Here is an 11,685-nt window from a genome sequence, read left to right on the forward strand (position 1 = left end):
CGCCCATGGAAGGAGACGCCATGAGAAGCCCGCACATCGGCCAGGGAAGCAACTCGGCCAACGTGCGCCGTTACAACGAGCGCCTGCTGTTGAAGACGCTGCGCCGCGCGGGCAGCGCGTCGAAGGCCGACCTTGCGCGTCTCGCGAGCATGACGGGCACGGCGGTCGGCAGCATCATCGCGTCGCTCGCCGACGCGAAGCTGATCGAATTCGCCGGCCGCACCGAGGGCCAGCGCGGCCAGCCGGCCTCGCTGATCCGTCTCGATCCGCGCGGTGCGTTCGGCATCGGCGTCCATCTCGACCGGATGCGCATCGAGACGGCGCTCGTCAATTTCGCGGGCGACGTGCTCGGCCGCCGCTCGCACGACACGCTGCTTCCTCCGCCCGCCGACGTGCTCGACATCGTGCGGCGCGACATCGATGCGATGCAGGATCTGCTCCCCCCGCATGAGCGCGCGCGCCTCACGGGCGTCGGCGTCGCGCAGCCGTACAACCTCGGCGCGTGGATGCGCGAGCTCGGCCTCGCGCCCGACACGTTCCGCGCATGGGAAGACGTCGATTTCGCGAGCGATCTCGGGCGCATGCTGTCGCTGCCCGTGTTCGGCGAAAACGACGGCAACGCCGCCGCGATCGCCGAACTGTTCTACGGGTACGGCCGGCAGTGCGACGACTTCGTCTACCTGTTCATCGGCCCCGCGATCGGCGGCGGCATCGCGGTCGACGGCGACTGCCTGCGCGGCGTGACCGGCAATGCCGGCGACATCGCCGTGATTCCCGTGCCGCCGAGCCGGCTGGCGTCCGCACCGCCGCCGCGCGGCCCGTGGGACATCCTGCTCGCCCGCGCGTCGCTGCATGCGCTCGTGCGCCACCTGCGCCATCACGGCGAGACGGTCGAGAATCGCGCCGACCTCGAGGCCTGCATCGCGCGCGGCCTGCCGGCGGTCGACGAGTGGATCGACGACTGCGTCGACGCGCTCGCACCGGCATTGCGCGCGGTGCTGTGCGTCGTCGATGCACCGGTGGTCGTGCTCGACGCCGATACCGACGCCGGCCTGCTCGACGCGGTGACGACCCGCCTGCGCGCGGCCCTCGTCGCCACCGCGCCGGAAGCGCGCGGCACGCCGACGCTCGTGCGCGGCACGTTCGGCGCCGACGCCGGCGCGATCGGCGCCGCGACGCTGCCGATGTTCTTCAACTTCTCCCCGCGGGCCGGCATCCTCAAGGGCGCCCGCACCGAATCGCAGGAGGTCAACCATGTCGCGTTCTGAGTCGTCCCGGCCGCTGCTCGAGATGCGCCGGATCAGCAAGACGTTCCCGGCCGTGCGCGCGCTCGACAACGTCAGCCTGACCGTCTATCCGGGCGAGATCCATTCGCTGATGGGCGAGAACGGCGCAGGCAAATCGACGCTGATGAAGATCCTGTCCGGTGCGTACCGCGCCGACGCCGGGGGCGAGATCCTGATCGACGGCGAGCGCATCGACGTCGACGGGCCGCTCGCCGCGCGCGATGCGGGCGTCGCCGTGATCTACCAGGAGCTGTGCCTGGCGCCGAACCTGACCGTCGCGGAAAACATCTACGTCGGCCGCGAACTGCGGCGCGGCAACCGGCGCTGGGGCACCATCGACCGCGCGGCGATGGCGCGTGGCTGCGAGGACGTGCTCGCCCGCCTCGGTGCGCCGTTCGGTCCGGACACGCTCGTCGGCACGCTGTCGATCGCCGAGCAGCAGCTCGTCGAGATCGCGCGCGCCGTGCACACCCGCGCGCGCATCCTCGTGATGGACGAACCGACGACGCCGCTGTCGTCGCGCGAGACCGAGCATCTGTTCGGCCTGATCCGCCAGCTGCGCGAGGAAGGTCTCGCGATCATCTACATCAGCCACCGGATGGCGGAAATCTATGAATTGTCCGACCGCGTGTCGGTGCTGCGCGACGGATCGTACGTCGGCACGCTCGAGCGCGAATCGCTGTCGGCCGAGCGGCTCGTCGCGATGATGGTGGGCCGCGACATCTCGGGCTTCTACAAGAAGGAACATGCGCCGTACGACCCCGGCCACCTGCTGCTGTCGGTGCACGACATCGCCGACGCCGATCGCGTGCGCGGCTGCAGCCTCGATCTGCATGCCGGCGAGGTGCTCGGCATCGCCGGGCTCGTCGGCGCGGGCCGCACCGAACTGGCGCGGCTGATCTTCGGCGCGGAGCCGCGCACGCGCGGCGACGTGAAGCTCGGTGACCGCGCGTTCGGCGCGCATTCGCCGCGCGACGCGATCGACGCCGGCCTCGTCTACCTGACGGAAGACCGCAAGCGCCAGGGTCTGTTCCTCGACATGAGCGTACGCGACAACATCAATATCTCGGTGTGCAACCGCGATGCGCGGCTCGGTGCGCTCGATCTCGCACGCGGTGCGCAACGCGCACGCGACGCGATCGCCTCGCTGTCGATCCGCGTGCCGAACGCCAACGTCAACGTCGGCGCGCTGTCGGGCGGCAACCAGCAGAAAGTACTGCTGTCGCGCCTGCTCGAAACGAAGCCGCGCGTGCTGATTCTCGACGAACCGACGCGCGGCGTCGACATCGGCGCGAAATCCGAGATCTACCGGATCATCAACGAACTGGCCCGCGCGGGCGTCGGCGTAATCGTGATCTCGAGCGAACTGCCGGAAATCATCGGTGTCGCCGATCGCGTGCTCGTGATGCGCGAAGGCGAGATCGCCGGCGAACTCGGCGGCCACACGCACACGCCCATCACGCAGGAAGCGATCATCGCGCTCGCGACCGGCTCGCAGGCCGAACTCGCCGACGCGCACTGACCACGGCCCCTTCATTTCCTTCTTCATTCAAGGTACCGAAATGATCAACCCGACCAAGCAGCGGAACCTCGCTTCCGCGACGCCCCATCCGGTGGCCACCCGTACGCCGCTGATGCGCGGCGCCGATCATCGCGCACGCATGCAGTCGCTGATGCGCACCGCCGGCATGCTGCCGGTGCTGCTGGTTCTGTGCATCGGCTTCGGCTTCCTGACCGACGGCTTCTTCACGCTGCAGAACCTGTCGATCGTCACGCAGCAGGCGTCGATCAACATCGTGCTCGCGGCCGGCATGACCTTCGTGATCCTGACGGGCGGCATCGACCTGTCGGTCGGCTCGGTCCTCGCCGCATCGGCCGTCGCCGCGCTGCTCGCGTCGACCATCCCCGGCTGGGGCTGGCTCGGCGTGCCGATCGCGCTCGCCGTCGGCCTCGCGTTCGGCGCGATCAACGGCGGCCTGATCTCGTTCCTGCGCCTGCCGCCGTTCATCGTCACGCTCGGCGCGATGACGGCCGTGCGCGGGGTCGCCCGCCTGATCGGCAACGACACGACCATCTTCAACCCGCAATTGCCGTTCGCGTTCATCGGCAACGGCACGATCCTCGGCGTGCCGTGGCTCGTCGTGATCGCCTGCGCGGTGATCGCGCTGTCGTGGTTCATCCTGCGCCGCACGGTGCTCGGGATGCGGATCTATTCGGTCGGCGGCAACCCGGAAGCCGCGCGGCTGTCGGGCATCAACGTGCGGGCAATCCAGCTGTTCGTCTATGCGGCGTCGGGCCTGCTCGCCGGTCTCGGCGCGGTGATGTCGTCCGCGCGGCTCTATGCGGCCAACGGCCTGCAGCTCGGCCAATCGTACGAACTCGACGCGATTGCCGCGGTGATCCTCGGCGGCACGAGCTTCGTCGGCGGCGTCGGCTCGATCGTCGGCACGCTGATCGGCGCGCTGATCATCGCGGTACTGACCAACGGCCTCGTGCTGCTCGGCGTATCGGACATCTGGCAGTACATCATCAAGGGGCTCGTGATCATCGGCGCGGTCGCGCTCGACCGATATCGCCAGCGCGACTCAGCCCGTACCTGAAACGCTTTCCTCACCATTCAACCATCAGGGCGCAGGCAGGTCCTCCTGCGCCCGTCCGCCAACGGACCTCCCGGAGACACAACGACATGTTCAAGCACAAAGCCGCCCTGACCGCCGTCGCCTGCACGCTCGCATTCGGCGCTGCCGCCGCCCATGCAGCCGACAAGCCGCTGAAATCGATCGGCGTCACGGTCGGATCGCTCGGCAACCCGTACTTCGTCACGATCGTGAAAGGCGCCGAAGCGCGCGCGAAACAGCTCAACCCGAACGCGAAAGTAACCGCGGTGTCGGCCGACTACGACCTGAACAAGCAGTTCACGCAGATCGACAACTTCATCTCCGCGCACGTCGACATGATCCTGCTCAACGCGACCGATCCGAAGGCGATCGAGCCGGCGGTGAAGAAGGCGCAGGCGGCCGGCATCACGGTCGTCGCGGTGGACGTCGCGGCAGCCGGCGCGAACGCGACCGTGCAGACCAACAACGTGAAGGCCGGCGAGCTGGCGTGCGACTATCTCGCGAAGAAACTCAACGGCAAGGGTAACGTGATCATCGAGAACGGCCCGCAGGTGTCGGCCGTGATCGATCGCGTGAACGGCTGCAAGGCGGTGCTCGCGAAGAACCCGGGCATCAAGCTGCTGTCGAGCGACCAGGACGGCAAGGGCTCGCGCGAAGGGGGGATGAACTCGATGCAGGGCTACCTGACGCGCTTTCCGAAGCTCGACGGCGTGTTCACGATCAACGACCCGCAGGCGATCGGCAGCGATCTCGCGGCGAAACAGCTGAACCGCCCGAACATCGTGATCACGTCGGTCGACGGCGCGCCCGACATCGAGGTGGCGCTCAAGTCCAACACGCTCGTGCAGGCATCGTCGAGCCAGGATCCGTGGGCGATGGCGCAGCAGGCCGTCAACGTCGGCTACGGCATCATGAACGGCCAGAAGCCGGCCAATCCGATGATCCTGATCGAGCCGACGCTCGTCACGCGCGACAACGTGAAGGGCTACAAGGGCTGGACCAGCCCGCGCTGAGCGCGCGGCGCGATCCTCGACCCGCGCCCCCGGGCGGCGCCGGGCCGTGTCGCCGCGTGCGACGCGCGCCCTGCCCGTCCGTCCACCTCAACCGCCGCACCGCCGCGCGACACGCCGCGGCACGAGATTTCGACATGACGACGACGTTTCCCCGCCTGATCGTATTCGGCGAAGCGCTGACCGATTTCATCCGCGACGATGCGCAGCACTGGCGCAGCGTCGCCGGCGGCTCGTGCTGGAACGTCGCGCGTGTCGGCGCGCGGCTCGGCGTGCCGACCGCGTTCGCCGGCACGGTCAGTCGTGACATCTTCGGCGACGAACTGATGCGCCGCAGCGCCGATGCGGGGCTCGACCTGCGCTTCATCCGACAGGTCGATTGCCCGCCGCTGCTCGCGATGGTCGTGTCGAAACAGCCGCCCGACTATTTCTTCATTGGCGAGAACAGCGCCGACCTCGCGTTCGATCCGGCCGACCTGCCCGATGGCGCGCTCGACGCGGCCGAGATCGTGCACGTGGGCTCACTCGGCGTCGTGCGCGAGCCGCTCGCGCCGCGCCTGATCGAAGTCGTGCGGGCCGCCCGCGCGGCCGGCAAGCGGATCTCGTTCGACCCGAACTATCGCGCGCCGATGGCCGCGCCGTCGTATCGCGACACGCTGCGCACGCTGGCCGGTCTCGCCGACTGGATCAAGGTATCCGATGAAGATCTGCGCGGCCTGTTTCCCGAACTCGACGAAGCCGCCGCGCTCGCGCAATTGCGCGCCTGGGCGCCCGATGCGACCGTGCTCGTCACGCGCGGCGCAGCGGGCATGCAGCTCCTGCACCGCGACACCGCGCTGTTCCAGCCGGCGTTCGCGACCGAGGTCGCCGACACCGTCGGCTGCGGCGACGCCAGCATCGGCGGCTGGCTCGCCAGCCAGCTCATGCATCCCGGCGCACCGGCCGCCGACCATCTGCGCTACGCGGCAGCCTGCGCGGCGGTCGCCTGCGCGCATGCGGGCGCGTATGCGCCGACGGCTGCCGAAGTTGCCGACGTCATCGCCAGCCGCGCGAACGCCGAACCGGCCGACGCCGCGCTATCGCACTAGGCGGCACCGCAGCTAGCCCGCACGTGTGCCCGCAAGCTCACGCGCCGGCCTTCCCGACAGTGCCGCGCGCCTGCAGCAGTTGCAGGCTCTCGTCGACGCTCAGCTCCGACATCGCCGCGTCACGCAGCGTGTCGTCGGTCGCGCGACTGAGCGCATGCAGCGCGTGCTCCTTGAGCCGCACGATCGCGAACTGCAGCCCGCGTGCCGCGCATTCGGCCGCGAACGTGCGCAACGACTCGATCGTCGTGCCGTCGACGTCCGGCGTTTCCTCGAGACTCAGCATCACGGTATGCGTATCGGGCGCGGCCTTCAGCAGCGCGCGCACGCGATTGAGCATCCGGTCGGCGTTCGCGAAGAACAGCTGCGCCTCGGGCCGCACGATCAGCACACCGGGTATCGGCTTCGCATCGGCGTGATTCGCGACGTCGACGAAGTCGTGCCCGTCGCGCAGCCGGCCGAGCACGCCGACGTTCGGCTCCGACAACTTGCGCAGCGTCAGCAGCAGGCTCACGCCGATTGCCGCGAGCAGCCCGTGCAGCACGCCGAGCACGAGCACAGCGAGCAGCGCGGCGGCCACGACGAGCCGATCGCGATGCCAGACCCAGTACGGCCGGAACACCGACGGATGCAGCGAATGGCTGACCGCGAAGATCACGATCGCCGCGAGCACGGGCTCTGGCGTGCGCGCGAGCTGCGGCAGCAGCAGCCACACGATCAGCGCGACCACGCCGGCTGCCCACAGGCTCGACAAACGCGATTGCGCGCCGGCCGCCTCGTTCGCCGCTGTCGCCGAATAGCCGGCGCCGACCGGCATCCCGTGCAGCAGCCCCGACACGACGTTCGCGCAGCCGAGCGCGACGAGGTCGCGGTTCGGCGACACGCTGTCGCCGTGCTTCAGCGCGAAGTTGCGGATCGATCCGTACGACTCCGCATACAGGATCAGCATCAGCGCGAAAGCAAGCTCGACCGTCTGCATCCATGCGTTGCGATCGAGTTGCGGCAACCCGAATGCGAGGTGCTGGAAATCGATGTGTCCGACGATTGCGATCCCGTAGTGTTGCCAGTCGACCATATAGCCGGCCGCGATCGACAGCACGATCACGACGAGTGTGGCCGGCACCCGCTTGCTGCGCCCGAGCAGGAACAGCAGCGCAAGCGCGCTCCCGCCGAGCGCGACGCTCGCGAGGTTCGCACGCGGCGCACCGGCGACGAGGTCGAGCGCGACATGCGGCGCATCGCTGTGCTGCACGGAAATCGCGAGAATCTTCGGCAGTTGCTTGAGGACGATCGTCAGCGCGAGTCCGAACGTGAACCCGCGCAGCACCGGCCGCGCGATGAAATCCGACATGCCGCCGAGCCGTGCCGCGCCCGCCAGGATGAACAGCACGCCGGTCATCGCGACGAGTGCGGCCGCCAGCGCGAGTTGCGCGGCGAGCGCCATCCCCGATTCGGCCAGCACCGTCGCCGCGAGCACGGCCGCCGACGACGAGGTCGACGACACGATCGCAAAGCGGCTGCTGCCGGTCAGCGCATACACCACGAGCCCCGACAGCAGCGCGATGAGACCGGCTTGCGGCGGCAGGTTGGCGAGCCCCGCATACGCGACCGCCTCCGGAATCAGCAGCCCGGCGATCGACAGACCGGCCAGCGCGTCAAGGCCGATGCGCCGCGTGGGCGGCGGCGTTGCCGCACCGAGTGCGGCGAAATGCTCGGGATGCTGCGGGCCGGCATCCGGACGGGGCGAGGCGGTCGTCATGAGGCATTAGGCGCCGTGCGCATGTCAGGGTTTGGCGGCGATGACACCCGACCAGCCGGGCAGATAGCGCGCGTCCTGGTCGTGTGCGCGGCGCAGCGAGAGGTCCAGCGCCTTCGAGAAGTTCTTGCGGATCTGGTCGAGCGTCACGTGCTGGCGCAGGTAGTCGGCCCACAGGAATTCGCTGAACGGCGTCGCATCCTTCGCATAGCCGCCCGCCGTGCGCAGTTCGCCCGCGAGGCTGCGGTACGGATCGTCCTCGAGCCCCGTCAGCACCTTCGGCAGATTCGCGTAGTCACGACGCGAGCCGTCCGGACCGAACGGATGCACCCACTGGTTGTGTTCCATCATCCGCCAGAAGATCGTGTCCTCGAGCCACGACAGATCCTTCAGCAGCATCGCGTTCACGCGCGTCTGCCCTTCCTCGATCAGCGCGAGGCCGAGATGGTGATGATCGGTGATGTAGTAAAGGCCGCCCGGGCCGAGGACGGCCGGAAACCAGTGCGAGTCGATCGCGGCCTTGCGCGCACGCTTGTCGAGCGCTTTCCAGTGCCTGCGCTTCGCTTTCACTTCGCGATAGCCGACCGTCATTTGCGTCGGACGCAATGCGTCGAGCCGCACGGGAATGAGATGAACGTCGTTGCCGAGTGCCATGGTCGTACCCCATGTTGGGAATTTCCGGCAACGATACTCCTGATCGTGCGAACTGCTAATCCCTCGCGACGCGGATAAGCCTGCGCTTGACCTTCGCCAACAAACCGGCGTCGCCATCGCACCGCCTCGCGTCACCGCGTCATGCTCGCAGGTCGTCGCGCTCGAGACGATGACGCACGTACGGAATCCCGTCCTCCACGACGCCCACGCGCCGCATCCCGAGCTTGCGTGCGACGTTCAGCGAACCCGTGTTCGCCTCCGCGATATCGGCGATCACGCGCGGCAGCCGCACGGTGTCGAACGCATGACGCACGACGGCCGCGGCGGCCTCGCACGCGATGCCGCGCCCCCACGCCGCGCGCACGAGCCGCCAGCCGATCTCGACGTCGCGCGCGCCGTTCGCATAGTCGGGAATCAGCAGGATCCAGCCGATGAACGTGTCGGGCGCGGCCTTCTCGAAGATCGACCAGTAGCCGAGGCCCGGCGGATAGTCGCGCGTGATCCGGTGCGTGACGAAGAGACGATGTTCGTCCGGGTCATGCCACGGGCCCGCGATGTAGCGCGTGACCTCCGGATCGCGATCCATCTCGATGCTCGCGTCGAGATCGGCCAGCACGCGCGGGCGCAGCCACAAGCGCTCGGTCTCGAGCACAGGCAATGCGGCCACGGAAGATTCGGTCATCGGGACTCCTGATTCGAGGGCGATGCGCAGCGTGCGCATCACGCATTACATCACTGCTACAAAAAGCCTTCCGGAATAATACAAACGCCTGACGCTTGTCTCGCACGCCATCGTTTCCGCTTGCTCAACAGATCATTTCGTAGGGATTATTCCCGATTCACGATTATCACGCGCCACATCGGACGGCATCGCGGCCTACACTCGACCCATGCCCCCGCGCCGCGCGCCAGCCGGGCCGGCATCCGCCTTCAGATCGTGAGCGCAAGAAGCCCAACGAGGAGATCTCGGACATGAGCTGGACCCGCGAACAACGCAACGTCACGATCGCCGCCTACCTCGGGTGGACGCTCGACGCATTCGACTTTTTCCTGATGGTCTTCGTGCTGAAGGACATCGCCGCCGAATTCGCGTCGACGATTCCCGCCGTCGCGTTCGCGCTCACGCTGACGCTCGCGATGCGCCCGATCGGTGCGCTGATCTTCGGCCGGCTCGCCGACCGCTTCGGCCGCCGCCCGACGCTGATGGTCAATATCGCGTGCTATTCGCTGTTCGAACTCGCGTCGGGCTTCGCGCCGAGCCTGACCGCGCTGCTGGTGCTGCGCGCGCTGTTCGGCATCGCGATGGGCGGCGAATGGGGCGTCGGCTCCGCGCTGACGATGGAAACCGTGCCGACCCATGCGCGCGGCTTCGTGTCGGGCTTGCTGCAGGCCGGTTATCCGAGCGGCTATCTGCTCGCGTCCGTCGTGTTCGGCCTGCTCTACCAATACATCGGCTGGCGCGGGATGTTCATGGTCGGCGTGCTGCCCGCGCTGCTCGTGCTGTACGTGCGCGCGCACGTGCCCGAGTCGCCGGCCTGGAAGCAGATGGAAAAGCGTCCGCGGCCGAGCCTCGGCGCGACGCTGCGGCAGAACTGGAAGCTCACGATCTACGCGATCGTGCTGATGACCGCATTCAACTTCTTCTCGCACGGCACGCAGGATCTCTACCCGACCTTCCTGCGCGAACAGCATCACTTCGATCCGCACACCGTGTCGTGGATCACGATCGTGCTGAACCTCGGTGCGATCGTCGGCGGCCTGTCGTTCGGCGCGATCTCGGAGCGGATCGGCCGCCGGCGCGCGATCTTCATCGCCGCGCTGATCGCGCTGCCGGTGCTGCCGCTGTGGGCGTTCTCGAGCGGCCCGGTCGCGCTCGCCGCCGGCGCGTTCCTGATGCAGATCTCGGTACAGGGTGCGTGGGGCGTGATCCCCGTCCACCTGAACGAGATCTCGCCCGACGAGATCCGCGCGACCTTCCCCGGCGTCGTCTACCAGCTCGGCAACCTGCTGGCGTCCGGCAACGCGACGATGCAAGCATCGCTCGCGGTTTCCCAGGGCAACAACTACAGTTTTGCGCTCGCGCTCGTCGCCGGCACCGTCGCCGTCCTGATCGCCGTGCTGATCATATTCAGCCGCGAACGCCGCGGCATCGACATGACGCAATCGGTCAATACGCGTACCGCCGTCGGCTGAACCCGCGCGTTGCGGCATTGCACCATCGCGTGCGCCCCGTCCCGCCGGGACCGCGCGCGATGTATCCCGCAACCGCACATCGAACTAGAGGAATTTGTCCAGATTCCCTGCTTGCCCGCGCCGCCTGCGTTTTTTTATCTTAATAAAAACGGCTGTTTGAATTACATAATCAAATCACCTGTTCGCGGCCGCGCGACCGGCATAGGGAGGCGGGACATGGCAGTAACTCAGGAGGGACGATCGTCCGCGGGACGGCCGTCCGGGACGCGGGCACCCGGCAATCGGCAGGCCGGCGGCACGAAGGCGCGCATCCTCGATGCGGCCGAGGACCTGTTCATCGAGCATGGCTTCGAAGCGATGTCGATGCGGCAGATCACGTCGCGCGCGGCGGTGAACCTCGCCGCGGTCAACTACCACTTCGGCAGCAAGGAAGCGTTGATCCACGCGATGCTGTCGCGTCGGCTCGACCAGCTCAACCAGGAACGCCTCGGCATCCTCGACCGCTTCGATGCGCAGCTCGGTGCGCACATCACCTGCGAGCACGTGCTCGGCGCGATGTTCATTCCCGCATTGAAGGCGTCGCGCGACCCCCATCGCGGCGGCCCCGCGTTCCTTCGCTTGATCGGCCGCGCGTACACCGACCCGTCGCCGTTCGTGCGCAACTTCCTGACCGCGCACTATGCGAGCGTCGCGGGCCGCTTCTTCGATGCGTTCCAGCGCGCGCTGCCGCATCTGCCGCGCACGGAGCTCGGCTGGCGGCTGCACTTCGCGATCGGCGCGCTGTCCGGCGCGCTGGCCGGTGCCGAAACCGAAAGCCTGATCGACGAATTCTCGCAACGCCGCACGATGAACGACGTGCAGATGATCGCGCGGCTGTCGTCGCTGATCGTCGCCGCGCTGAAGGCGCCGATGCCCGACAGCACGCAGTTGTCGATCTTCGCGGCCGTGCTCGACGATGCGGGCGCGAGCGAAGCATTCGGGCTTTCGCCGGGTACGGGTACGCCCGCGGCCACGGCCGATACGGCGACCGCCCATTCGGCGAGCTGATTGCGTCACGCCGCGCAGGCGGCGATTCACGATTTG

General features: G+C 68.1%; 10 protein-coding genes. 7 read left to right on the forward strand and 3 right to left on the reverse strand.

Annotated elements, in window-relative coordinates; translation table 11 throughout:
• Nucleotides 1-20: 20 nt before the first annotated feature.
• The 5 genes from SB771_RS11285 to SB771_RS11305 all read left to right on the forward strand — a co-directional run bounded on the left by SB771_RS11285 (nucleotide 21) and on the right by SB771_RS11305 (nucleotide 6,002).
• Nucleotides 21-1,268, forward strand: a complete 1,248-nt coding sequence (locus SB771_RS11285; protein ID WP_175660702.1) for an ROK family protein — start codon at nucleotides 21-23, stop codon at nucleotides 1,266-1,268.
• Entirely contained in the window at nucleotides 1,255-2,808 is a 1,554-nt protein-coding gene (locus tag SB771_RS11290) for a sugar ABC transporter ATP-binding protein (RefSeq protein WP_175660701.1), read from the forward strand. Before SB771_RS11285 ends, SB771_RS11290 begins: the two co-directional genes overlap by 14 nt.
• Before the next feature lie 40 nt (nucleotides 2,809-2,848).
• Nucleotides 2,849-3,886 carry an ABC transporter permease subunit gene (locus SB771_RS11295; protein ID WP_175660700.1) on the forward strand — a complete coding sequence of 346 codons (1,038 nt, stop codon included), beginning with the start codon at nucleotides 2,849-2,851 and terminating at the stop codon, nucleotides 3,884-3,886.
• Nucleotides 3,887-3,972: 86 nt separating this feature from the next.
• The gene (locus SB771_RS11300) at nucleotides 3,973-4,917 is read left to right on the forward strand and encodes an ABC transporter substrate-binding protein (protein WP_138847791.1); all 945 of its coding nucleotides are present in this window, start codon (nucleotides 3,973-3,975) and stop codon (nucleotides 4,915-4,917) included.
• Between the two features lie 134 nt (nucleotides 4,918-5,051).
• Nucleotides 5,052-6,002 (forward strand): carbohydrate kinase family protein, encoded by a 951-nt coding sequence (locus SB771_RS11305; RefSeq protein ID WP_175660699.1) that lies wholly within the window; start codon nucleotides 5,052-5,054, stop codon nucleotides 6,000-6,002.
• A 37-nt stretch (nucleotides 6,003-6,039) separates the two neighbouring features.
• On the opposite strand, the gene SB771_RS11310 is transcribed toward SB771_RS11305, so the two are convergent.
• From SB771_RS11310 to SB771_RS11320, 3 genes are all read right to left on the reverse strand, one after another.
• Nucleotides 6,040-7,758: a SulP family inorganic anion transporter gene (locus SB771_RS11310; RefSeq protein WP_175660698.1), complete on the reverse strand. Its 1,719-nt coding sequence runs from the start codon at nucleotides 7,756-7,758 to the stop codon at nucleotides 6,040-6,042.
• 24 nt (nucleotides 7,759-7,782) lie between these two features.
• Nucleotides 7,783-8,409: a ParB-like protein gene (locus SB771_RS11315; RefSeq protein WP_011656723.1), complete on the reverse strand. Its 627-nt coding sequence runs from the start codon at nucleotides 8,407-8,409 to the stop codon at nucleotides 7,783-7,785.
• A gap of 139 nt (nucleotides 8,410-8,548) precedes the next feature.
• Entirely contained in the window at nucleotides 8,549-9,091 is a 543-nt protein-coding gene (locus SB771_RS11320; protein ID WP_175660697.1) for a GNAT family N-acetyltransferase, read from the reverse strand.
• Between the two features lie 290 nt (nucleotides 9,092-9,381).
• Between SB771_RS11320 and SB771_RS11325 the strand changes: the two genes are divergently transcribed.
• Together SB771_RS11325 and SB771_RS11330 are read left to right on the forward strand one after the other, a co-directional pair.
• Nucleotides 9,382-10,602, forward strand: coding sequence for an MFS transporter (locus SB771_RS11325; protein ID WP_175660696.1), 1,221 nt, complete (start codon nucleotides 9,382-9,384; stop codon nucleotides 10,600-10,602).
• Nucleotides 10,603-10,818: 216 nt separating this feature from the next.
• Nucleotides 10,819-11,649 (forward strand): TetR/AcrR family transcriptional regulator, encoded by an 831-nt coding sequence (locus SB771_RS11330; protein ID WP_175660695.1) that lies wholly within the window; start codon nucleotides 10,819-10,821, stop codon nucleotides 11,647-11,649.
• Nucleotides 11,650-11,685: the final 36 nt, after the last annotated feature.

This window comes from Burkholderia sp. SIMBA_051 (assembly GCF_046534915.1).
Lineage (GTDB): Bacteria > Pseudomonadota > Gammaproteobacteria > Burkholderiales > Burkholderiaceae > Burkholderia > Burkholderia ambifaria.

Coding starts and splice junctions, on each gene's coding strand:
- SB771_RS11310 (WP_175660698.1), bottom strand. CDS start 7,758: ATGACGACCGCCTCGCCCCGTCCGGATGCCGGCCCGCAGCATCCCGAG.
- SB771_RS11290 (WP_175660701.1), top strand. CDS start 1,255: ATGTCGCGTTCTGAGTCGTCCCGGCCGCTGCTCGAGATGCGCCGGATC.
- SB771_RS11295 (WP_175660700.1), top strand. CDS start 2,849: ATGATCAACCCGACCAAGCAGCGGAACCTCGCTTCCGCGACGCCCCAT.
- SB771_RS11330 (WP_175660695.1), top strand. CDS start 10,819: ATGGCAGTAACTCAGGAGGGACGATCGTCCGCGGGACGGCCGTCCGGG.
- SB771_RS11285 (WP_175660702.1), top strand. CDS start 21: ATGAGAAGCCCGCACATCGGCCAGGGAAGCAACTCGGCCAACGTGCGC.
- SB771_RS11325 (WP_175660696.1), top strand. CDS start 9,382: ATGAGCTGGACCCGCGAACAACGCAACGTCACGATCGCCGCCTACCTC.
- SB771_RS11300 (WP_138847791.1), top strand. CDS start 3,973: ATGTTCAAGCACAAAGCCGCCCTGACCGCCGTCGCCTGCACGCTCGCA.
- SB771_RS11305 (WP_175660699.1), top strand. CDS start 5,052: ATGACGACGACGTTTCCCCGCCTGATCGTATTCGGCGAAGCGCTGACC.
- SB771_RS11315 (WP_011656723.1), bottom strand. CDS start 8,409: ATGGCACTCGGCAACGACGTTCATCTCATTCCCGTGCGGCTCGACGCA.
- SB771_RS11320 (WP_175660697.1), bottom strand. CDS start 9,091: ATGACCGAATCTTCCGTGGCCGCATTGCCTGTGCTCGAGACCGAGCGC.